Consider the following 23,212-nt stretch of genomic DNA (forward strand, 5'->3'; position numbering starts at 1 on the left):
CATAAAAGAATTAAGGCAAAATTAAAGGGTATGAGCCCAGTACAATACCGGGCTCATACCCTAGAGGCTGCCTAATGAAACGACCTGTCTAACTTTCGGGGGTCACTTCATTTTTTCGGGGCGGCTTATTATTTACATGTTTTAGTTTTCTTCTTCTTTGTAATTTAATGCAATCTCTACTATTTCTTCCGGTGTTAAATCCCTAAAATCCCAAAAGATTATATCACTTGGAGCGGGATGAGGTACACCGCTATTATTAAATTGGTTTACGTATTCATTAAGTTCTTCTTCAGGTAATTTAGGATTACAAATCTTTGTTACAAGTTCAATAAGTTCTTCTTTTGTCATTTTGAGTGTCATACTAACCATCCTTTCATAATCATTAACCTTTTTTACCGAAATGATATGAACGATCTAAAACATTTTGATGCATTTTAGGAGAAACAATTATTAAGTTATCGAGATTGTACACATCTCCACCCTGGTGAATTGGTTGTTTATGGTGCAAAATATATTGATTGTGCTGACCATACTTCTCAGATAATGGAGCGAATGGAGCTTTACCCTCTTTCATAAGGTTTATATTTCTTTGGTTAAATTCTGTCGCATAGTCTGAATCAGCAACTGTTTTCCAAAACTCTTTTCTAAAATCATCAAAGGAGTTGAAATTTTTTCTAATTAGCTTATTTCGAATTTCTTGTGGAATAACACCAATTGAACCTTTATTATACATTAGTTTCTTTTGAGTCCCTAAACTTCGTTCAAGATTAAAACTTGAAGTTACTGTTCCTGGAGAATTTCTTTTTTGTGCACTTGAAATCGTAGTCTTTGCAAAATTATAGTAGGCTTGATTCAATTCGCTTTGAGGTATCTTGGTTATGATAGTTCCACCAGAGAAAGCATAAGAAACATCTTTCTTAAAAGATTGTAAAATCTCAGATGCGTGCTTCATTTCTTTTATTAGTGTTACTCCTTTTGTTAATGTACTTGCTCCACTTGATGCTTTTACTCCTTTTATAACAAGTCCTGCTCTACCTAATCCCTTGTCGGCGATTAGACCAATACCTATTTGGGTTAATGCATAAGTAATCCATTGCGTACGGCTCTCTGCATCTCCATTTATCATATCTCGTTTCACGGTACTTGAAAATGTATGCCACATATTTTTCGCCGTTTCATCCAAATGTAAAATCGCATATGTAACATTAATAAAAGTTTCTATATCCATATTCCTTATATTCATATTACTTAAAGTTTCCATGGACTTGATTGCATCTTCAACAGATTTCCCTGTTCCGATTACAGTACCATTCCATATCTTTTTTACTGTTTCGAACATTTTAACTACACTGTCTACCTTATCGCCCCAAGCTTTTTTAATCGCATATGTTTCTTCTAGCCTACCGCACATTTCTCCATCTGTAATTAAATGATCAGCTTTTCGTTTTTTTTCTTCTGTAATTGCTTGAATAGGACCCGTCCACTCCATATTCAACCCTTGCGTACTAAATGTACCACTTGCAGGACTAAAACCTTTTCCACTTTGAACTTCCGCCAAACCTGTCGCAATGCTAGCGGCTAGTTGGAGTGCAGTATCATAATTATTACTAGAAGTATAATTAAATTCATATAGATGTTCTAATTTTTCTTGCAGTTTTTGCCTCATGACAGTAAAAAGATTTACCATAGCGTCCATACCTGGGATCGGCATAGTTTGGTTGAGCGCTTCTGTACTTGCTATCATTCGGTCAATTTCCCGAATTTGTTCTAATATCTCTTGTTCAATTACATCTGTAGAAGCGACTTGTGATTGAAATTGATTTGGAAAAGCATCATTCTGACGAATTAATTCTTCGCACAAATAAATGATTCCTTGTGCCAGAGGTCGAAAGGTTTGTACAAAAAATGATTTTGCACTGCTATATGTTTGTCCTTGTAGAACAGTATCAATTGCAAAAGCATCAATCGACTGAATAGCTTGTTCCATACCTTGAATGGTAGCGGTACATACAGCATTCATACTTTGTGTTTGGGTATGTACTTCCCCTAGATACATATTTAAACTCAAAAATCTCCCCCCTTTAATAAGTAAATGATACCAATTTAAGGAGAGAACTGTAAATGTTACATTGCAATGAGTTTATTAGAGGTAGTAATATACCTCAAAGCGAACTTATCCATATTCCAATGGGAAGGATGATTCGATGATAATTAGAGAAGGTATTGAGGTAAATAAATTAACATTAGATGGTTATGAATTACCGATTCCACAAGGGTATTCTGAATTGCTGCTTCTTGCTGGATATTAGGGAGTTGGTGAAAAAGTAGAAAGAATAAATCGTGAGGAAATCCTAGCGGATTATGACAGAAAAGTTGTTGTGGAAGATGGTAAGTTGTGTACGATACTCACTTATAAAGGGGTGAAAAATCTCATGAATGAAAGGGAAGAGCTTATAGAAAGAAAAGAACGAACTATATTAGATAATCCACCAAGTGAAGAAACGAAGTTGAAAATGTTTTTTTATGAAAGAGCACCTCTAATGGATGCTCCTTTTGGTTGGTTACATTTTGGATGAAGAAGTTTTTCTTGTTTTCATCTTTGTGTATTTTAAATAAACTTCGGATGAAAAATCACATACATAAAAAGGTCCATCTTCTTCTTTGAACTTTTCGTGGAATACACTTCTTTTATCATCGATGATAAAATTATGTATTAGTTGTAATTTTGCTATTTCTTCTTCACTTATGATTTCCATAAGATATTGTGGTGGAGAATTTTTATTGAATTGTTTGTTTAAATATAGATAAAAAAAGCCCATAAATAAAGGAATGATGATAATGAAGAGTATTAAATTGTATTTATTACTCTGAGGGATATTTACATGGAAAAAGCACCAATAAGAAAACATAAAACTAAACATGTGAATTATGGAAAGCCATTTTATAGATTGGGTGAACCAATTAATTTTTAAAGGTTTTATTGGTAAAAGACTTATTGGTAAAAGAATTAAAAAGAGCAAAGTAAATAATATAAAGCTCAGTTTATACAATGGTTCTAAAATAAATGCATAATTGGTTATTAGATTAGGCATAAAGAACTTGAAATAGGATGCAGGTAAAATGAATAGTGACAATGCAATAATAAAAATGTCCTGGCAAAAGGAAAAAATGTTTATTTGTTTTCGTGTAACTTTGTCCTTAAATAATTGATCGAATTCATTAGCGGTGGAAGATTCCATGTAGAATGAACTGAATCCTTTTATGATCCCCCATACTCCTACAACTGCACCTACAATTTTAGCGATATCAGCAATTTCGGTAAACGACATATAACTTATATATCCTCCTTTAAGAATTTGTATTTAATATTCCATATAAACCATTATATCACAATTTGATTGTGTTATTGATGCTGTGTAAATTAGTGTGATGTATAGTCCTTATATATCTTGATAACCTTATGTGATAATATTTAATTAGAGTATAAGGAGGGAGAAAATGGATTGGATTAAAATTATTACGTTAGGTATAGCCGTATTTACTTTAGCTGTGTCAATTTATAATGCTATCACATTAAATCAAAACAAAAAGAAAGATCGCAGAATAGCTGTGGAATTATCTGAGAAACGAAGAATGCAAAATGATTTAATGAAACATATTACGGAAGTTCTTGATTTGGGCAGAAGAGGTTTTAAGGAAAAAGAGGAAAATGAAAAACAAAAAATATATTTTCAATTATTGAATCATAAACCCTTTATTTGGATTAATTTAGATAGAGAGAATCGTTCTGCAAAAAAGTTAAGAGAAAATTGTAATGAGTATATTTTTTGGTGCACTTCTTTTTTAGATTCATCGAATGAAACAGAAAGAAGTAATTTTGAAAAAGATGCTGAGAAAAATAAGCGGTCTATATGGAAGTTACTTGATGAATATATTGAAGTGGAAGATGAGTTAATAAAAGATTTAATTTAGTCATATTCAAATGAGTGTGACTTTTTATTGTTTTATGGTGATGGTGGTTATATGAGCAAAACTGGAGGTAATTGATGATGTTAGTTAAATCGTTAAGACGAAAAGTGAACGGCTACGAAAAATATTCGTTCACTTGTTATCTTAATTCTTTACGTTAAATGTAGTTCATAATCCCCGTCAAAACTGTTTAGTCTTCCAAATAGTTCCTCGTATGGACTATGTTTTTTTGAAAAGCCATTTTTTAATGCAAAGTGGTAACCTTCTTCAGTTATAACTTCTTGTAATACTAATCGTTCGAAGCCTTGTTCTTTAGCGAATGTTTTAAACCATTCAATAACAATACTTCCCTTACCTTGATTACTTGGTGTAATGTTTATAGCAGTAATCGCCAAGTATGGATCGGGGAAAAATTCGCTTCTAAGGTTAATGGTGACTTTAGATTTTTTAGAAGAAATATCTAAAGAATACTTAGAAAAACCTTCTATGAACATTATTTCATCTTGTACTAATTCGTCTAATAACATTTTTAATTCTTGAAAGTCTTGTACATGAAGAGGTATCTTGGTGAATGTTTCTTTCAAAATAAGTAGCTCCTTTTATCATCTGTTTTTGCACTTATCCATTTCTATACACACGCCAGCCATTATATTTTTTGTCCCAAACTAGCCCCACTTAGCCCCAAGTGCATACTTTTTAATGCTTTATTTTGCATTATTAATGATAAATAAAAAAAGCCCAGGCTCCTTGATAAACAAGGTTCCTAAGGCTTTTAATACGACTCTTTTCAGAGTACCGAGATTAACGAGAGTAGAACTCTACGATTAATGCTTCGTTGATTTCAGCTGGTAACTCAGAACGCTCAGCGTGACGAGTGTAAGTAGCTTCTAATTTGTCAGCATCGAAAGTTAAGTATTCTGGTACGAAGTTGTTAACTTCGATCGCTTCTTTAACAACAACAAGGCTGTTAGATTTTTCGCGAACGCTGATAGTTTGACCAGGTTTTACACGGTAAGATGGGATATCTACGCGAGCGCCATCAACCATGATGTGACCGTGGTTTACTAATTGGCGAGCTGCACGACGAGTGCGAGCTAAGCCCATACGGTAAACTAAGTTGTCAAGACGAGCTTCAAGAAGGATCATGAAGTTTTCGCCGTGCTTACCAGGCATTTTACCTGCTTGGTCAAATGTGCGACGGAATTGACGCTCAGTCATGCCGTACATGTGACGAAGTTTTTGTTTCTCTTGTAATTGTAAACCGTATTCTGAAAGTTTCTTACGTTGGTTAGGACCGTGAGGACCTGGTGCGTAAGGGCGTTTTTCTAATTCTTTTCCTGTGCCGCTTAGAGAGATTCCAAGACGACGAGACAGTTTCCAAGCTGGACCTGTATAACGAGCCATAGTTGACTCCTCCTTTAAAAATGTTTTTATTTACGTAAAATAAAAACAGACGTAATCGATATTTACGGGCATTTTATTTTCATGTACCTTCGCTCCAGCAGCAGGGAGTTACGAGATACACCTCCGTAGAGGAACAAAATACAAACGATAAACTCACATTACAAGGCTGCCTTTTTATTTTACACAAACGCTATTATATCTTTTACCCAGAGTTTCGTCAAGCGAGTACGTTTTTGTTTTATGCATAAAAATTTTGGAAATTAATATAAGAAGGAATTTAAAACAATATAGAAGAAGAGATAGAAACACAAATAAAACGCTTACATAAAATGAAGGAAAACGTTCATCAAATTTTTATGGATGAATATGCGGCAATAAAAACATAAGGGGGATGTTTTTATGAAAAAGAAGCATATGGAGACAGCGTTAATTCACCACGGTTATATACCTGAGGAACATAAAGGAAGTTTAACACCACCTTTATTTCAAACTTCTACATTTACATTTGAAACTGCGCAGCAAGGAGAGGCGAGTTTTGCGGGAGTGGATCCATCTTATATTTACTCACGGCTTGGAAATCCAACTGTGAAATTATTTGAAGAACGTATGGCGGTGTTAGAAGGTGGAGAAGAGGCGCTTGCCTTCGGATCTGGTATGGCAGCTATTTCAGCAACTTTAATTGGTTTTTTAAAGGCTGGAGATCATATTATTTGTTCAAATGGATTATATGGGTGTACGTACGGTTTTTTAGAAGTGTTAGAAGAAAAATTTATGATTACGCATTCGTTTTGTGATATGGAGACAGAGGTTGATATTGAAAATAAAATTCGCCCAAATACAAAGCTTATTTTCGTTGAAACACCAATTAATCCGACAATGAAATTAATTGATTTAAAACAAGTGATTCGGGTTGCGAAGCGAAAAGGCTTACTTGTTATTGTTGATAATACATTTTGTTCACCTTATTTACAAAGACCGCTTGAGCTTGGCTGTGACGCTGTTGTGCATAGTGCGACAAAATATATTGGAGGCCATGGTGACGTTGTAGCGGGCGTAACAATTTGTAAAACGAAAGCATTAGCTGAAAAGATTCGCCCGATGCGAAAGGATATCGGCGGTATTATGGCGCCGTTTGATGCGTGGTTATTATTACGCGGGTTAAAGACGTTAGCAGTAAGAATGGATCGTCATTGTGATAATGCAGAAAAAATTGTATCGTTCTTAAGAAAACATGATGCGGTAGAAGGTGTTTGGTATCCAGAAGGGGAGTTAGCATCTCGTCAAATGAAACAAGGGGGCGGTGTTATTTCTTTTTCAGTAAAAGGCGGAAAAGAAGAGACGCAAGCGTTTATTAATGATCTTCACTTTATTACAATTGCGGTGAGTTTAGGAGATACAGAAACGTTAATTCAGCATCCAGCAACGATGACGCATGCTGCGATTCCAGCTGAACTAAGAAAAGAAATGGGCATTTTCGATAATTTAATACGCTTATCAGTCGGTTTAGAATCGTGGGAGGATATCGCTTCTGATTTAGAGCAGGCATTAAAGAAAATATCTACTGTTAATCAATAAAAAAGAGTGAGCTATCGGTTTTGTACAGGACGTACTAAATCGATAACTCGCTCTTTTCTTTTTACATATGTTTTAGGAGTGTTTCCACAAACTTTTCTAAATAGCGCTGATCTACTTCATCAAAACGATTCTTTTCAGGACTATCAATGTCAAGTACACCAATGACAACTCCTTCTTTCACAATCGGTACAACGATTTCTGAATTAGAAGCACTATCGCAAGCGATGTGACCTGGGAATTGGTGAACGTCTGCTACAAGCTGTGTTGTTTTCGTTTCAGCTGCTACGCCGCAAACGCCTCGTCCAAATGGAATGCGCACGCAAGCAGGCATTCCTTGGAACGGTCCAAGAACAAGCTGAGTTCCTTCTGTTACGTAAAAGCCAACCCAATTAACGCGATCTAAAAATTGGTTTAATAATGCGGACGCATTTGATAAGTTTGCGACTACGTTTGATTCGCCAGTTAATAACGCATCCAGTTGTTTAATTACTGTCTCATATTGCTGCACGCGAGATCCTGCATAACTTTCTTTAGTAAACATGGAAACAGCTCCTTTTTTATCGAGATGTGTAAAATATTAGCAAAATACGATGTATTTCACATGACTTTGTCGATAGAAAATTAAAGGAATTTGTCTTAAAAGTCAAGAAATTTAAACTATAGCTGTTCATTGAAGGGAAGTGAGCGCATGAAGCAGACGAAACAAAAAGTAATTGATGCGGCAATATCGTTGTTTAATACGAAAGGTTATGATGGAACGTCGGTGCGAGACATTGCAAAGCGAGCGGATGTGAATGTAGCGAATATTTCATATTATTTTGCTGGGAAGCAAGGTTTATTAGAACAGCTTATTACTGATTTTTTAGAAGGATATATTCATGTGATTGAAATGTCGTTTGAACAGAGAGAGTATTTGTCGGCTAAAGATGTGATGGTGCAAATGGTGCGCGGGATTTTACGATATCAATTTGAAAATAGAGAACTAACACGTTTCTTCTACCGAGAGCTTTCGCTTGATACGACATTAATTCGTGAAGTGATGACCGTTTATTTTTCTAAAGAAAGATATTATATAGAACAAATGATTAGACAAGGACAAATGAAACAAGAATTTCAGAAAGTATCATTTACAATGTTTATGACGCAATTAAAAGGTATGATAAATATGCCGTTTTTATATCCACAATATATATCAGAAGTACTGCATTCTTTCCCATCTGAGACATTTTTCATAGAAATGTATACGAAAGAGATTGAGCAATGGATGGAACAAGCATTATGTAAAGCGAATATGTACCATGAATGGCCAAGAGCTGTTCATATGTGAAGAATCCCCACCTAACGAACTGAGGTGGGGATTTTTATGTTTACTTTTCTTTTCCATAAATTGTTACATAATAGCGCGATAATTGTTAATGCTGCTCCAGCGATTTCAATTTTATCGACTGTATAACCTCGAAAGATAGAACCGATCAGTGCAAGGATAGGAACTAAATTCATAAATAATATGCCGTTAATAGATGAAATATAGCGATTTCCCATATTCCAGCAAAATACAGCGATAACGCCTGCGATAATCGACATATAAAAGAGCTCAAAACGAACGCTCACAACTGTATGCAGTGACGGCATAGTAACTATATTTGTGTACGTTAAGAAAGTAACAATAACGATGAGTGAAATGGAGCCAAATAAACAAGTTAATGTCGTGTACCTAAGTGGTGACCAAGATTGAAAACGAGCACCCCCGTTTGTATAAATGACCCAGCAAGTAACGCCGCATAGCATCAATATGTTTGTTGATAAGTGGCTTGCAGCTCCAAATAATAAGTGAATATTTCCTTTTGAAATGACAAGCATAACACCAAGTAATGCAACGAACATACAAAGGAATGTATAGTTTTGTGGGCGGCAATTTTTCGTTATCCATTGCAGTGATAAGGCAATCAGTGGCATAAGGGATTGAATCATAGCTGCATGGATTGCTCCGGAAGGTCCAGCAAGTTGTTGTCCGTAGAAAACGAGAAAACCATACCCCGCGAAACCGACTGTCCCGTAAAAGAATAGAGAAAGTGTTCTTTTTTCTAAACTGAGCGAAGTCTTTCCTTCAGTAATTAATAGCAAAATAAGAAAAATAATAGCTGCTGATCCATAGCGAATCGTTGTGAAGAAGAACGGATCGATAAATTGCAGAGCATTTGCCATTACAGGAAACATAAATCCCCAGGCAGTGACGGCGAGTAAGCATAGAAAGGATCCGAGTAGCATTTGTTTTTTGTTCAAGAGTATCTTTCCCCTTTACATTTCGTTATAGTAAGTTGATGAAATAAGTATAAAGAGTAATTGTTTATAGGAGGAAATAGCGATTTCTTATAACGGTTATAACTTTTTGTTAGAGGTGTGTACGATGGATTTGGAGGCAGTACGATCGTTTATTGAAGTGAAGCATACGCGAAGTTTATCAAAGGCAAGTAAGATTTTACATATATCTCAACCAGCGCTTAGTAAACAAATTCAAAAGTTAGAAGCGGATTTAGAGGTTACTTTACTTAAGCGTTCTGCGCAAGGAGTAGAGTTAACGGAGGCAGGAGAGTTATTTATAAAAAGAATGCTACCGATTTTGGAGCAAATAAATGAAGTGAAAACAGAAATGAGGGGATATCAAGAGAACCAGAAATTTTCAATTGGTATACTACCGAGTTTAGCAGAGCATTACATATCAGAATGTAAAGATATATTAGGTGATCAGTTCGAATTGGAATGGCAAATCGGGCATACGGAAGTATTAAGAGATTTATTTAAAGCGCGGGAGATTGACGCGATGTTCATCGATTCAATAGTAGAAGGGGCTACGTATATAAAAGAAGTACAACAAGAGAAAATTGTTTGTGCCGTTTCAACTAATCATCCGTACAAAGAGAAGATAGTCATTCAAATAGAAGAGCTGCACAATGAAAAATTAATTGTATATCCAGAAATATGTGATGTAAGGAAAATGATTATGAACATGTTTCATGAAATAGGTGTAAAACCAACTATAGCTGTGGAAACATCTTACGCAGAACCGATGCTTGCAATGGTAAAAGCTGGCCTTGGTATCACGTTACTTCCAGAAAGGGCAGTAGAGCAGTCTGTAAGGCAAGGAAATGTACATGTAATTTCTGTTGAACCACCACTCATGCGGAAAATTTATTTCGTATCCCATACGAAAGATTGTTTGTTATTACAATCATTTGAGGATAGGTAGTGAGGTAGGCGGAATATTGAGAAAGATTACAATCATATTGAAAGAAACATGAAATTTTAAAAAAAACTAGGTCAAAAACAAACCATTACATGGTATGATTAGTACATTGTTAGTTGTTAAATATAGGGGAATTCCCTTTTTATACATAATGCCTTCCATTTCATAAACGGAACGGACAAAAAAAGAGATATAACTAGGAGGCTTTTTTGCATGGATTCTATCCTGACGATCGTTATCATTGTAGTAAGCTCTATTCTAGTGCTGCTCATGATAGAGCTTGTGATAAGAAATCGTTCATATAAAGATATTGAAGCACTGGAGCAGTGGAAACAAGAGATAAAAGATAAACCTGTGGCAGATGAACTAAAACGGGTAAAAGATTTAAACATGACAGGTCAAACAGAAGAACTGTTTGGTAAATGGCGTGAAGAATGGGATGAAATTGTATCAACAACCCTTCCGAAAGCTGACAAAGATTTAGCGCAAGCGCGAAAATTCGCCTCGCAATTCTCCTTCCGAAAAGCAAAGCATGCGATGAACGAATCCATAAGTGGTTTAGATGACGCTGATAATCGTATTACGGACATTTTAAATGAATTACAGCAATTGTTAGAAAGCCATGAGAAAAATAGCTCGGAAATTGAAGGGTTACGTGATACATATCGTAGTATGAAAAAGAGTGTTCTTGCTCATAGACATATGTATGGAGCAGCAGAGCAGAAAATCGAAGAGATGTTAGACGCTGAATCTGAGAAATTTAAAACCTTTGAAGAAGCAACAAACAATGGCGACTATTTAAAAGCGAGAGAAATTGTTATTAGTTTGGAAGAAGGTTTAGCAGATTTAGAAATCATTATTCACCAAATTCCAGATTTATTGGTAGAGTGTCAAGCGACGTTACCAGTTCAACTGGAAGATTTATTACACGGACATAATGATATGGTAAGACAAGGTTATGTATTAGATTATTTGGAAGTCCCTAAAGAAGTTCGCGATATGACGAAACAACTACAAACATGTTTAATGGATATACAGGAGCTTCATATAACAGAAGCGGCTGAAAAAGTAGAAAACTTAAAAACACGTTTAGATGGGTTCTACGATCAGCTGGAACAAGAAGTACATGCGAGACATTATGTGGAGCAAAAAACACTTTCTGTTTATGATGACTTAGAAGAAATGCGCATCGAAACGATTGAAACGAAAACAGAAACACAACTTGTGAAACAAAGCTATCAATTGCAAGATAAGGATATTGAGTCTCAAAAAGTAATTGAAAAGCAAATGCACATTTTAACGAAACGTTTTGAAATGTTGCAATTACGCGTTGCTGAACAAGATATTGCCTTCTCTATTATTCGTGAGGAACTAGAAGAGGTTTATGAGCAATGTGAAACGTTAAAAGTACTTCATGCAGAATATAAAGAAATGCTGCAAGCGATGCGTAAAGAAGAATTTGAAGCGCGTGAGAAGTTACAAGAAATGCGAAATACTATTTTCGAAACGAAACGCTTTATGCAAAAGTCGAATTTGCCAGGTCTTCCAGAGAGTATTATGGAAGATTTAAAAAGAGGGCAAATGGCAATGCAAGCTGTATATGAACAATTAGAAGTGAAGCCGTTAAATATGAACGCTGTAAATAGCAGTTTAGAAGAAGCATATACAACTGTGAACGATGTAGCTGAAATGACAGAAGAGTTAATTGGACAAGCATATTTAGTGGAAAAATTAATTCAGTACGGTAACCGTTACCGCAGTCATGATGAAAACCTAGCAGAAAGTTTAAATTATGCTGAGAAATTATTCCGTGAATACCAATACGATGCAGCTTTAGAACAAGCGGCTTCAGTATTAGAGCAACTTGAACCTGGCGTTGTTCAAAAAATAGCTGAATATGTAGACAATGAACAAACCCTTTCATAAAAGGGTTTGTTTTTTTATGTAATTTTGCAGGCGATGTTGCTATAATGAATAGCGGAATACAGCAAGGTTATTCGTTTCAAAATAAAGTGAAACTGTAATCGGTGGGAGGATTCATCCCCACTGATTACTAGCCTTCACCAATCGGGCATTTACGGGCAGTTAATCTCCCATCTAACTTCTTTGCTCTAACTGGATTTTGAGGTGAGAGTCTTATTGCCCGTTAACGCGGGATAAAGTGAAACTGTAATAGAGGGCATCCTCGCCAATTATTAGTCTTCACCAATCGAGATAAAACGGAACCTTTGCGTAGTCTTAGCGTAATGACACGTATTTATGATATGATTATACGATGTGATAGCGCTGAAAGGGGAAGAACGATGATCTATTTTGATAATAGTGCGACGACGAAGCCATATCCAGAAGCTCTTCAATCATACGTGACGGTTGCTGGGAAATATTTTGGTAATCCTTCTTCTATTCATTCGCTTGGAGGAGAGGCAGAGCGTCTATTAACACAATCAAGAACGATTGCAGCGCAGCTTCTTCGTGTTAAACCTTCTGAAATTATTTTCACATCAGGTGGAACGGAAGGGAATAACCTTGCGATTAAAGGGATAGCGATGAGGAATCGTTCGCGCGGCAAACATATCATTACAACAAATATTGAACACGCGTCTGTGTTTGAGGCATATAAGCAATTAGAAGAACTCGGGTTTGATGTAACATATTTACCGGTTAACGAGCATGGGGTTGTATCGGTAGAAGATGTGAAACGAGCACTTCGTGAAGATACGATTCTTGTGTCAATTATTCATGTGAACAACGAAACTGGAGCAATTCAGCCCGTTGCTGAAATTGGAACGTTATTATCGAATCATCCGAAAATAAGATTCCATGTAGATCATGTGCAAGGGATAGGAAAAGTACCGCTTGATTTATATGCTTCTCATATTGATCTTTGCTCAATATCTGGACATAAATTCCACAGTGTAAAAGGAACGGGTCTTCTCTATGTACGCGATGGCGTAAGATTAGATCCAATTTTATCAGGTGGTCAACAAGAGCTTAAGTATCGCTCTGGTACAGAGAATTTACCTGGCATTGTAGCGATGGTGAAAGCACTTCGCATGACAATGGAACAAGTGAAAGAAAAGGTAGCTCATTTGCAAAGTTTACAAGCAGAGCTTGTTCGTTTCTTTAAAGAGATGGAAGATGTAACGATTAACACGTCGCTTGCCTATGCAGCACCGCACATTTTAAATGTATCATTTGTTGGTTTAAAACCAGAAGTAGTCGTTCATGCTTTAGAAGAACACGGTGTATATGTGTCAACGAAATCTGCTTGTTCTTCAAAAGCAAATGAAGTGAGCAGAGTGTTAGTGTCAATGGGAGTGCCGCATGCAGCAGCTGCATGCGCTATTCGTATTAGTTTGGCACCAGAAAACACAATGGAAGAAGTAAAACAATTTGAAGGTATTGTAAAAGAGACGATGCCAAAATTATATGAAGTGATGAGGTAAAGAAATTATGTTGAAATATGAATATATTTTAGTGCGTTATGGAGAAATGACGACAAAAGGTAAGAACCGTTCTAAGTTTGTAAGCACATTAAAAGATAACGTGAAGTTCAAACTGAAAAAATTCCCAAATATTAAAATCGATGCAACACATGATCGTATGTACATCCAGTTAAATGGTGAAGATCATGAAGCAGTCTCTGAAAGATTGAAGGATGTATTCGGTATTCATAAATTTAACTTAGCGATGAAAGTACCATCAGAATTAGAAGACATTAAAGAAGGTGCATTAGCAGCTTTCTTACAAGTAAAAGGTGATGTGAAAACATTTAAAATTACTGTACACCGTTCTTATAAGCATTTCCCAATGAGAACGATGGAATTATTACCTGAGATTGGCGGACATATTCTAGAAAACACAGAAGATATTACAGTAGATGTTCATAATCCAGATGTAAATGTACGCGTAGAGATCCGCAGTGGCTATAGCTATATCATGTGCGATGAGCGTATGGGGGCTGGCGGTTTACCAGTTGGCGTTGGCGGAAAAGTAATGGTACTTCTTTCTGGTGGTATTGATAGCCCAGTAGCAGCGTACTTAACGATGAAACGCGGCGTATCTGTGGAAGCAGTTCACTTCCATAGTCCACCTTTCACAAGTGAGCGTGCAAAACAAAAAGTAATCGATTTAGCGCAAGAGTTAACGAAGTATTGTAAACGAGTAACGCTTCACCTTGTTCCGTTTACAGAAGTGCAAAAAACGATTAATAAAGAAATCCCATCTAGCTATTCAATGACGGTTATGCGCCGTATGATGATGCGTATTACAGAACGTATTGCTGAGGAGCGTAACGCACTTGCAATTACGACTGGTGAAAGTCTTGGACAAGTAGCAAGCCAAACGTTAGATAGTATGCATACGATTAACGAAGTAACAAACTACCCAGTTATTCGTCCGCTTATTACGATGGATAAATTAGAGATTATTAAAATCGCTGAAGAAATCGGCACATATGATATTTCAATTCGTCCATATGAAGATTGCTGTACTGTATTCACACCAGCAAGCCCAGCGACAAAGCCGAAACGTGAAAAAGCAAATCGTTTTGAAGCGAAATACGATTTCACGCCATTAATCGATGAAGCTGTAGCGAACAAAGAAACAATGGTATTACAAACGGTAGAAGTAGTGGCGGAAGAAGAAAAATTTGAAGAACTTTTCTAAAACCATAAATTACCATATCTAAAACGTGTATGAAGTCATGTTATTTATCACACTCTATACTCACAAGGAGGTGATATAACATGTCACGTAGCACAAATAAATTAGCGGTTCCTGGTGCTGAATCAGCATTAGACCAAATGAAATACGAAATCGCTCAAGAGTTTGGTGTTCAACTTGGAGCTGATGCAACAGCTCGCGCTAACGGTTCTGTTGGTGGTGAAATCACTAAACGTCTAGTTTCACTAGCTGAGCAACAATTAGGCGGTTACCAAAAATAATCCCATATGATGGCTTAGAAAGAGCGGGTTCTCCCGCTCTTTCTTTTTTGTGTTGTGTCGCTATTTGTCGGTAAGTCGATGTAATTTCGTTTGCTAATTCGACAGAACTGAAAAATTTGTCAAAAGAAGAGGGTTCAAAATTAACAGAAAATTCTTTATTATATAAAGGAGGCATAAAGAAAAGGGAGGATATTTTATGAAGCGAGAAGAATTGTTGGCGCCACCGTCTTATAATTTAGTTTCTGAAATAGAGAAATATACGGGTGATAAAGGGAAGTTAGCTTTAATTTGGCAAGATGATAAAGGGAATCGAAGGGAAGTTACATACGCTGAATTAATGCAAGGTGCGAATAAAATTGGAAACGCTTTTATAAAAAGTGGTTTGCAAAAAGGGGACAAGCTTCTCATTATGATGCCGCGTTTAATTGAAGCGTACATGACGTATATTGCTGCTATTAAAGCAGGATTTGTCGTAATTCCAAGCTCGGAAATGTTACGTAAAAAAGATATAGAATATCGAATTGGACATGGAGAAGTAAAAGCGATAGTAAGTTATGAGCCGTATATTAGGCAATTTGATGATATAAAAGCGATGGAATCTCTTCGAAAATTTGTCCTGAGTGAGCAATCAGTAGATGGATGGGTTAATTTGAAAACAGCGTTAGAAACAGAGAGTGACATGTTAGAAATGGCGAAGACAGATAAAGAAGATATGGTCTTTTTATCTTACACGTCAGGAACGACAGGAAATCCAAAAGGTGTCGTTCATACACATGCGTGGGCATACGCTCATTTACGTACGAGCGCTCCAAATTGGCTCGGAATTGAAGAGAATGATATTGTATGGGCAACAGCTAGTCCAGGCTGGCAAAAGTGGATTTGGAGCCCGTTTTTAGCAACGCTAGGATCAGGGGCAACAGGATTTGTATATCACGGTAAGTTTGAACCGAAAACGTACCTGAATTTATTAGACGATAATAAGGTGAATGTGCTTTGTTGTACACCGACTGAGTATAGATTAATGGCAAAGGTAGAAGATTTAAGCCAGTACAATTTAGAGGCATTACATAGCGCTGTATCCGCAGGAGAGCCGTTAAATAGAGAAGTCATTGAAACGTTCCAAAAGCACTTTCATATTACAGTAAGAGACGGCTATGGGCAAACGGAAAATACATTACTTGTTGGTGTAATGAAAGGGATGGATATTAGACCAGGATCAATGGGGAAACCAACGCCAGGTAACCACGTCGATATCGTAAATGAGGAAGGTACTCCAGTTAAAGTAGGCGAAGTTGGTGATATTGCAGTTCACATTGAAACGCCGGCCCTCTTTAAACAATATTACAAAGACAATGAACGTACAGCGATGCAATTTCGCGGTGATTATTATATTACAGGTGATAAAGCGAAGAAAGATGAAGACGGCTACTTCTGGTTTGAAGGGCGCGGTGATGATATCATTATTAGTTCTGGTTATACAATCGGGCCATTTGAAGTAGAGGATGCTCTTGTAAAACATCCGTACGTAAGAGAATGTGCAGTTGTCGCAAGTCCTGATGAAATTCGTGGAAGTGTCGTGAAGGCATTTATCGTATTAAGAGAGAATATAGAAAAGAACGAAGAAACATTAATTCCAACACTCCAACAACACGTCAAAGAACTCACTGCACCATATAAATACCCTCGCAAAATTGAATTTGTAGATGAACTACCAAAAACGATTTCTGGAAAAATTCGCCGTATTGAACTTAGAAAACAAGAGATGGAGATTCCGTCAAAATAATTTTGAAAACAGTGAAGTAAATAGTTGAATGAAATGCAAAACAATGATAAAATAAAAACGAACACAAGTTCGATTCTATAAACTAAAAAAAGAGGTGTCCGTATGATTTTAGGTATTAATCCGTACTTAGTTTTAGATGGCAGTGGGCAAGAAGCTGTACAGTTTTATAAAGAGGCTTTAGATGCAAAAGTAGAAGTCATGCAAACTTTTGGTGATATGCCTGAAAATCCAGAATACCCGGTTCCAGCTGAAGCGAAAGAGCGCGTTTTACACGCTACTTTAAAAGTTGGTAATACGGATCTTATGATTTCTGATACATTCCCGGGTCAAGAGCATGCAATCGGATCTCAAGTAACAATCGCAATTCAAATTAGTAATGCAGAAAAAGCAAAAGAAGTATTCGATAAGTTACAAGAAGGTGGAGAAGTTATCATGCCACTTCAAGAAACATTCTGGAGCCCAGCATACGGACAAGTAAAAGATAAATTTAATATTGAATGGCAAGTTACAACGTCTACTACTGAACAAAAGTAATTTTAAGAAAAGCACCATATTTTGAAATGGTGCTTTTTTTTATACAATAAAAAATAAAGGAGATGGGATATATGGGAGAAATTTGGTATGGCGGCACCATTTACACAATGAGAGAAGAAAATGAAAAAGTGGACGCAGTTTACGTTGAAAACGGTACGATCGTTGATGTTGGAAGTAAAGAAGAGTTAGAAAACCAATATGCCGCGGTTACATTGCACGATTTAAAAGGCAAAACGATGATTCCAGGTCTCGTTGATAGCCACATGCACCTTATTGGACATGGGGAGAGATTACTTCGTCTAGATTTATCAAATTGCACATCTTATGGTGAAGTGCTTACTCTCGTTCAGAAGCAAGCGGAAGAAGCTCCAAAGGGCGCTTGGATTATTGGAGAAGGATGGAATGAAAATAACTTTACAGATACGAAAGATGTTCACGCGCATGATTTAGATGAAATTTCGAAAGACCATCCCATTTTATTAAAGAGAGTTTGTCGTCACGTTACATGGGTTAATTCATACATACTGCAAGAAGCGAACATAACAGAAGCGACGCAAGATCCAAAAGGCGGAAAAATTGGCAGGGATTCATCAAATAAGTTAACAGGGCTTTTATATGAACAAGGGCAAGAATTAATTAAACACGTTCAGCCAGAAATTGATGAAGCTTATTTGCAAAGAGCTCTGCAAACAGCGATTAAAGATTGCTGGAAATACGGACTTGTTGGCGGGCATACGGAAGATTTAAATTATTATGGTGGTTTTAGAAAAACATATAATGCGTTTTCTCACGTTATAAAAGAAATGCCATTTAAAGCCCATTTGCTCGTTCATCATGAAGTAGCACATGAACGAAAAGAATATGAAAATGAACACTATATTGAATTTGGGGCAATGAAAATTTTCTCTGACGGTTCTTTTGGCGGAAGAACAGCATTATTAAGTGAACCGTATGAAGATGCGAAGGAAACGAATGGGGTTGCGATTTTCTCACGTGAAGAACTTGCGGAATTAGTGAAGAAAGCACGAGAATTACATATGCCAGTTGCGATTCATACTATCGGTGATTTATCGCTTGAATATGTCATTGATGCACTCGAATTATATCCACCAGCAAAAGGGTTACGTGACCGTATTATTCATTGTCAGCTTGCTCGTGAAGAGTTGATAGAAAGAATGAAAAACTTGCAAGCCATTATCGATATACAGCCAGTCTTTCTTTCATCAGATTTTCCGTCAGTCATTGAAAAACTAGGCGAGCGTCGTCTTCGTTATGCGTACGCTTGGAAGACGTTATTGGAAGCAGGATTACACTGCAACGGTGGCTCAGATGCTCCCATTGAACAAGTGAATCCGTTTTTAGGCATATATAGCGCTGTTACACGTAGAAGTTTTATTGACGGTGTATGCTATATGCCTGAGGAGAGATTAACGGTTTATGAGGCTGTTTCTTTATTTACAACAGGAAGTTCCTATGCAATCGGAAAAGAAGCGAAGCAAGGGCAAATTACAAAAGGATATGAAGCAGATTTTACAATATTAGACCGCAATATTTTTGAAATTGAGGCAGAAGAAATAAAAGAAGTGCAAGCAGAAATGACCGTAATAGATGGCCAAGTTGTCTATAGAAAAGATGAGTAAAAATATATGAGCGATTATTAAAATATATCGACTTACCGACAAAAACTGACAAGAATAACGGCCGGATAGTAAGAGATTATTGTCCGCGTCAATTGGGGTAAATAAATAACCGCAGAATTATGGAATTCCATAATTCTGCGGTTATTTTAATCTTATAAAAACGTTCTTTGTACTTTTTCCCAGAAAGAATTGTTTTTTAATTTAACTGTTTTAATTTGTTTATCGCTTAAGCGTACAACAGCTTTTTCTACTTGTTTAATGCTAAGCGCTTCGTTATCCATGCCGATAACAGGATAATCGTTACCGTCTGGTTTTAGTTTTAAAGTTAATGTACGTTCGTGATTTAAAATGAACGGTGAACCGAGCGTACGATATGTGTTGTTATTTAATGATGCTAGTTCGCTTACTTGGAAACATGGGATAAGCGGGTCAACAACTGCACCATGCAATGATTTATTGTAAGCAGTACTTCCTGTTGGGGTAGAAACTACTAAACCGTCCCCTCTAAATGTTTCGAAGTATAAATCATCAACGTGAACATCTACAACGAATGTTTTAATAATACTAGAACGTAATGAGAACTCATTTAAACAATGGAAAGATGTACTATGATCTACATCTACCTGAATTGTTGGATATTTTCGCACTTCAATTTCATTTTTTGTAATTTCTTGAAGGGCTGTATCAACGTGATCAATATGGAAATCGCAGTAGAACGAAGTTTCATCTTTCGTAGAAATCCCTGCGTATAAACAATCTTCTCTAAAACCAGTTTTACGAACGGCTTGTAAGAAAGTTGCATCATCTCCAACACTGACGATAGCGTTTGCATTTTTTGGATGATCTAATATGGTAAATCCATTCTCTTCTAAAATACGATAGATTGGTTTCATTTTTTCAACGAGCGTTGCTTTGTCATCACCATAAAAGAAAAATAAATTGCGACGATCTGCCATTATGTATCCCTCCACTGCAGTTAAATTTTCTGTTTTTCGTGCTACATATCATTAGAGTCTGTTCCTTGATGATATGTTCAAATAATATATTTCGATATAAATTGTCAAAACACCTTTTTATTTTTAGAAAAATTTTTATATTCAATCTTATAGAACTCTGTTTAATGATGCATAAAGTTGTCGATAATGGGTACGGAGTGAAAGGATGATACGTATGAAGTGGCTCGTAATTGGAATAATAATTCTTCTTCTTTTTATTTTGTTTATACTATTGTCGAAAATAAAGCTTAAGGTGACATTTTTATATTCAGAAATGGAAAAGCAATGTTTGCTTCAAGTGAAAATATGGATGATTCGATATACATTTGATGTGTTGGAAAGAATTGAAAAACAGCAGAAAAAGACAGGACAGAAAATCGAAAAAGCTGAAGAAGACGGCGGACTCGATAATAAAATTATGGCGCAACTTGACAGCATTGGTGAACTGATAAAAAAGCTTCAAGAAGTTCATACTATTGTTAAAGATTTTCTCAAACGAGTGAAAATCAATGGTTGGAAATGGCATACACAAATTGGAGCAGGCGATGCAGCTAGTACTGGAATTGTCACTGGATATGCATGGGGGACAAAAGGTATGGTTGCTGGAGTTGTCGGACAATATATGCATATTGTCGACGTACCAGAATTTGAAATTACCCCAGTTTTTCAAGGGAAAGGATTTGCATCAAGATGCGAGTTAACAGCATCTTTTCGTATATTCCGCGCTATAAAAACTGGCGTCAAATTACTCGTCTTTATGAGAAGACAAAGATCTGGTATGGCAGAAAAATCTGTTCAAGCATAGGGGGGATATAGAATGGACCATCCAATTCAAGGTTTAATGACAACAGCAATGCAGCATTTAAAACAAATGACTGATGTAAATACAATTGTTGGTGACCCAATTAAAGCGGCAGATGGAAGCGTAATTCTTACAGTTTCGAAAGTAAGTTTCGGATTTGCTGCTGGTGGAAGTGAATTTGGTAAAGTAGAACATTCAGGCCGTCATCCATTTGGCGGGGGAAGTGGTGGAGGAGTTTCTATTAATCCTGTTGCCTTTCTTGTTATAAATGGAGATGGTGTGAAAGTATTGCATTTAGATAAACAAACACACGTCATCGATAAAATAATTGAATTAGCGCCACAAGCTGTTGATAAAGTGAAAGAAATGATGGATAAACGAAAAGAAGATGATCCAGAATTTCAAATTTAAAGAATAAAGAAGCTAATCAATAGGTTAGCTTCTTTAATTTTTTGTAAATAAAGCGATTTTATTTGCATTATCGATAGGGACAAACTATCATTTACATTGTACATATTTTGTTTAAATAAGGGAGGATTTTCAAGTGGCAAACGTAACTTTTAAAGGTAATCCAATGACTTTAGTTGGAACAGAAGTTAAAGTTGGCGATCAAGCGCCAAACTTCCAAGTATTAGCAAACGACTTATCTCCAGTAAGTTTAGAAACATACAAAGGCGAAGTGAAATTAATTAGTGTTGTACCTTCAATCGACACAGGTGTGTGTGATGCACAAACACGTCGTTTTAACCAAGATGCAGCAGGTATTGAAAACGCAAAAGTATTAACAATTAGCGCTGATTTACCATTCGCTCAAAAACGCTGGTGTGCAGCAAACGGTTTAGAAAATGTTGTAACACTTTCTGACCACCGTGACCTTTCATTCGGTGAAGCTTACGGCTTAGTAATGAAAGAACTTCGTTTACTTGCTCGTGCAGTATTCGTAGTAGATAGCAATGACAAAGTAGTTTACGTAGAGTACGTAAGCGAAGGTACAAGCCATCCAAACTATGAAGCAGCATTAGAAGCAGCTAAATCTGCGAAGTAATGTGAAGAAAATGACCTCTTATAAAGAGGTCGTTTTTTCTCATATATTGCTCTGTAACGGCATCGATATATGAGAAAAAACGTTATATCACATATAACTAAAGGGGAGCTCTTTACAGGAGGTCGCTTTTTCTTTTTGGAAAAAATCACTTTGTGGTATGATATAAGTTATGTGTAAAAGAGAGAAGGAGGAATGTACGTGAGTCAGACAGTAGAAACATTATTTTCTATTTTTGATTCTTCTGCGGTAGTTTTACGTAAAGAATTAGATGTAACATATTTAGAGGCGCTTGTAGAAACAGGTGATAACTTGTTTGAGGGAGCGATTTTACAAGAGGAATTATCCGAATCAGCAATTGAAAGGCTGAATCGTGAATATAGTACGTTTAATGAAGAAACATATAAAGGTGAAGAAATTCGTAAAGCATTTCAGTTAGCCATCTTAAAAGGAATGAAAGAAGGCGTACAAGCGAATCACGAAATGACACCTGATGCAGTTGGTATGTTCATGAGTTACTTATTCCATAAATTTATGCAAGGTCAAAACGAGATCACAGTTTTAGATCCTGCAATTGGAACAGGAAATTTAATGACTACAGTGTTTAATAGCGCCAAAGAAGGACTAACAATGAGTGGATTTGGTGTAGAAGTGGATGAAGTGCTAATTAAACTTGCTTTAGTAAATGCAAATTTACAAAAGCATGCAATCGAATTCTTCCATCAAGATGGACTAGCACCACTTTATATCGATCCAGTTGATGCAGTCGTTTCAGACTTACCGGTTGGTTATTATCCAAACGAAATCGGTGCAAGTGAATATAAATTAAAAGCAGATGAAGGAATGTCGTATGCCCATCACTTATTTATTGAACAAAGTGTGAAACATACGAAAGAGGGCGGGTACTTATTCTTCTTAGTACCAAACTTCATTTTTGAAAGTGACCAGGCACCAAAATTACATGCATTTATTAAAGAAACATGCTTTATTCAAGGGTTATTACAGCTTCCTGTTTCCATGTTTAAAAACGAGAAAAATGCAAAAAGTATATTTGTTCTCCAAAAGAAAGGCGCTAATGTAACAATGCCAAAACAGGCATTATTAGTGGAATTGCCTAAATTCTCTAACATGAAGGCAATGGAAGACATTATGGATCAATTAAATACTTGGTTTGCAACACATAAATAAAGCTAGGTATATGTAACAGTATTAGTGATTTATGTAGTACAGTTTTATATAATATGTCATATTTTTAAATATATACAAGATTTAACTGAA

25 protein-coding genes and 1 pseudogene are annotated in these 23,212 nt (G+C 36.2%); 18 read left to right on the forward strand and 8 right to left on the reverse strand.

The features are described 5' to 3' along the window. Window positions 1-75: IS3 family transposase (locus tag ACTFRH_RS24835; RefSeq protein ID WP_142309144.1), on the forward strand; the 75-nt coding region annotated here is incomplete at its 5' end. 66 nt (window positions 76-141) lie between these two features. On the opposite strand, the gene ACTFRH_RS24840 is transcribed toward ACTFRH_RS24835, so the two are convergent. Continuing rightward, window positions 142-360, reverse strand: a complete 219-nt coding sequence (locus ACTFRH_RS24840) for a bacteriocin immunity protein (RefSeq protein WP_000172895.1) — start codon at window positions 358-360, stop codon at window positions 142-144. A gap of 22 nt (window positions 361-382) precedes the next feature. Beyond that, entirely contained in the window at window positions 383-2,068 is a 1,686-nt protein-coding gene (locus ACTFRH_RS24845) for a T7SS effector LXG polymorphic toxin (protein WP_000056028.1), read from the reverse strand. Window positions 2,069-2,204: 136 nt separating this feature from the next. Between ACTFRH_RS24845 and ACTFRH_RS24850 the strand changes: the two are divergent. Next, a pseudogene (locus ACTFRH_RS24850) lies at window positions 2,205-2,426 on the forward strand (hypothetical protein); the annotation flags it as partial. Window positions 2,427-2,432: 6 nt separating this feature from the next. Then, window positions 2,433-2,576, forward strand: a complete 144-nt coding sequence (locus tag ACTFRH_RS24855) for a hypothetical protein (RefSeq protein ID WP_167913536.1) — start codon at window positions 2,433-2,435, stop codon at window positions 2,574-2,576. Here the strand turns inward: ACTFRH_RS24855 and ACTFRH_RS24860 are convergent. After that, on the reverse strand, window positions 2,562-3,329 hold the full coding sequence (locus tag ACTFRH_RS24860) for a hypothetical protein (RefSeq protein ID WP_000010972.1): 768 nt from the start codon (window positions 3,327-3,329) through the stop codon (window positions 2,562-2,564). The genes ACTFRH_RS24855 and ACTFRH_RS24860 overlap by 15 nt on opposite strands. Before the next feature lie 169 nt (window positions 3,330-3,498). Between ACTFRH_RS24860 and ACTFRH_RS24865 the strand changes: the two genes are divergently transcribed. Beyond that, complete coding sequence (locus ACTFRH_RS24865) at window positions 3,499-3,972, forward strand: hypothetical protein (RefSeq protein ID WP_000383807.1); 474 nt, start codon at window positions 3,499-3,501, stop codon at window positions 3,970-3,972. Window positions 3,973-4,121: 149 nt separating this feature from the next. Here the strand turns inward: ACTFRH_RS24865 and ACTFRH_RS24870 are convergent, their stop codons facing one another. Beyond that, on the reverse strand, window positions 4,122-4,553 hold the full coding sequence (locus ACTFRH_RS24870; RefSeq protein ID WP_000665263.1) for a hypothetical protein: 432 nt from the start codon (window positions 4,551-4,553) through the stop codon (window positions 4,122-4,124). Window positions 4,554-4,770: 217 nt separating this feature from the next. Then, complete coding sequence (rpsD, locus tag ACTFRH_RS24875; RefSeq protein ID WP_000135317.1) at window positions 4,771-5,373, reverse strand: 30S ribosomal protein S4; 603 nt, start codon at window positions 5,371-5,373, stop codon at window positions 4,771-4,773. Window positions 5,374-5,772: 399 nt separating this feature from the next. On the opposite strand from rpsD, the gene megL reads away from it, so the two are divergent. Further along, complete coding sequence (gene megL, locus ACTFRH_RS24880) at window positions 5,773-6,948, forward strand: methionine gamma-lyase (protein WP_000726560.1); 1,176 nt, start codon at window positions 5,773-5,775, stop codon at window positions 6,946-6,948. A gap of 61 nt (window positions 6,949-7,009) precedes the next feature. On the opposite strand, the gene ACTFRH_RS24885 is transcribed toward megL, so the two are convergent. Then, the gene (locus tag ACTFRH_RS24885; protein WP_000494343.1) at window positions 7,010-7,489 is read right to left on the reverse strand and encodes a GAF domain-containing protein; all 480 of its coding nucleotides are present in this window, start codon (window positions 7,487-7,489) and stop codon (window positions 7,010-7,012) included. Between the two features lie 147 nt (window positions 7,490-7,636). Between ACTFRH_RS24885 and refZ the strand changes: the two genes are divergently transcribed. Beyond that, window positions 7,637-8,275, forward strand: a complete 639-nt coding sequence (refZ, locus tag ACTFRH_RS24890) for a forespore capture DNA-binding protein RefZ (RefSeq protein ID WP_000814921.1) — start codon at window positions 7,637-7,639, stop codon at window positions 8,273-8,275. An 11-nt stretch (window positions 8,276-8,286) separates the two neighbouring features. On the opposite strand, the gene ACTFRH_RS24895 is transcribed toward refZ, so the two are convergent. Then, window positions 8,287-9,231 carry a DMT family transporter gene (locus tag ACTFRH_RS24895; RefSeq protein WP_033703148.1) on the reverse strand — a complete coding sequence of 315 codons (945 nt, stop codon included), beginning with the start codon at window positions 9,229-9,231 and terminating at the stop codon, window positions 8,287-8,289. Between the two features lie 124 nt (window positions 9,232-9,355). Here ACTFRH_RS24895 and ACTFRH_RS24900 point away from each other — a divergent pair, with 124 nt between their 5' ends. The 8 genes from ACTFRH_RS24900 (at window position 9,356) to ACTFRH_RS24935 (ending at window position 19,095) form a co-directional block, all read left to right on the forward strand. After that, window positions 9,356-10,195, forward strand: coding sequence for a LysR family transcriptional regulator (locus ACTFRH_RS24900; protein WP_000362522.1), 840 nt, complete (start codon window positions 9,356-9,358; stop codon window positions 10,193-10,195). 210 nt (window positions 10,196-10,405) lie between these two features. After that, window positions 10,406-12,118 carry a septation ring formation regulator EzrA gene (gene ezrA, locus ACTFRH_RS24905; protein ID WP_000377300.1) on the forward strand — a complete coding sequence of 571 codons (1,713 nt, stop codon included), beginning with the start codon at window positions 10,406-10,408 and terminating at the stop codon, window positions 12,116-12,118. Window positions 12,119-12,495: 377 nt separating this feature from the next. After that, window positions 12,496-13,638 carry a cysteine desulfurase family protein gene (locus ACTFRH_RS24910; RefSeq protein WP_000638989.1) on the forward strand — a complete coding sequence of 381 codons (1,143 nt, stop codon included), beginning with the start codon at window positions 12,496-12,498 and terminating at the stop codon, window positions 13,636-13,638. A gap of 7 nt (window positions 13,639-13,645) precedes the next feature. Next, window positions 13,646-14,860 (forward strand): tRNA uracil 4-sulfurtransferase ThiI, encoded by a 1,215-nt coding sequence (thiI, locus tag ACTFRH_RS24915; RefSeq protein ID WP_000922337.1) that lies wholly within the window; start codon window positions 13,646-13,648, stop codon window positions 14,858-14,860. 80 nt (window positions 14,861-14,940) lie between these two features. Next, window positions 14,941-15,138 carry an alpha/beta-type small acid-soluble spore protein gene (locus tag ACTFRH_RS24920; RefSeq protein ID WP_000091640.1) on the forward strand — a complete coding sequence of 66 codons (198 nt, stop codon included), beginning with the start codon at window positions 14,941-14,943 and terminating at the stop codon, window positions 15,136-15,138. Window positions 15,139-15,334: 196 nt separating this feature from the next. Continuing rightward, complete coding sequence (mbcS, locus tag ACTFRH_RS24925) at window positions 15,335-16,921, forward strand: acyl-CoA synthetase MbcS (protein ID WP_000817776.1); 1,587 nt, start codon at window positions 15,335-15,337, stop codon at window positions 16,919-16,921. A 102-nt stretch (window positions 16,922-17,023) separates the two neighbouring features. Next, a complete protein-coding gene (locus tag ACTFRH_RS24930) occupies window positions 17,024-17,455 on the forward strand; it encodes a VOC family protein (RefSeq protein ID WP_000600361.1) in 432 nt (143 codons plus the stop codon). A gap of 71 nt (window positions 17,456-17,526) precedes the next feature. Further along, entirely contained in the window at window positions 17,527-19,095 is a 1,569-nt protein-coding gene (locus tag ACTFRH_RS24935) for an amidohydrolase (protein ID WP_000504001.1), read from the forward strand. 152 nt (window positions 19,096-19,247) lie between these two features. Here ACTFRH_RS24935 and ACTFRH_RS24940 read toward each other — a convergent pair whose 3' ends face one another. Beyond that, window positions 19,248-20,051, reverse strand: a complete 804-nt coding sequence (locus ACTFRH_RS24940) for an NAD kinase (protein WP_000785185.1) — start codon at window positions 20,049-20,051, stop codon at window positions 19,248-19,250. A gap of 205 nt (window positions 20,052-20,256) precedes the next feature. Here ACTFRH_RS24940 and ACTFRH_RS24945 point away from each other — a divergent pair, with 205 nt between their 5' ends. The 4 genes from ACTFRH_RS24945 (at window position 20,257) to ACTFRH_RS24960 (ending at window position 23,122) form a co-directional block, all read left to right on the forward strand. Next, a complete protein-coding gene (locus tag ACTFRH_RS24945) occupies window positions 20,257-20,895 on the forward strand; it encodes a DUF2953 domain-containing protein (protein WP_002164202.1) in 639 nt (212 codons plus the stop codon). A 12-nt stretch (window positions 20,896-20,907) separates the two neighbouring features. After that, window positions 20,908-21,303, forward strand: coding sequence for a GerW family sporulation protein (gene ytfJ / locus ACTFRH_RS24950; RefSeq protein ID WP_000350003.1), 396 nt, complete (start codon window positions 20,908-20,910; stop codon window positions 21,301-21,303). Between the two features lie 133 nt (window positions 21,304-21,436). After that, on the forward strand, window positions 21,437-21,937 hold the full coding sequence (gene tpx, locus ACTFRH_RS24955) for a thiol peroxidase (RefSeq protein ID WP_000024529.1): 501 nt from the start codon (window positions 21,437-21,439) through the stop codon (window positions 21,935-21,937). 198 nt (window positions 21,938-22,135) lie between these two features. Then, window positions 22,136-23,122 carry a class I SAM-dependent methyltransferase gene (locus ACTFRH_RS24960; RefSeq protein WP_000084367.1) on the forward strand — a complete coding sequence of 329 codons (987 nt, stop codon included), beginning with the start codon at window positions 22,136-22,138 and terminating at the stop codon, window positions 23,120-23,122. Window positions 23,123-23,212: the final 90 nt, after the last annotated feature.

The organism is Bacillus cereus group sp. MYBK216-1 (assembly GCF_051916495.1).
GTDB classification, from domain to species: Bacteria; Bacillota; Bacilli; order Bacillales; family Bacillaceae_G; genus Bacillus_A; species Bacillus_A thuringiensis_K.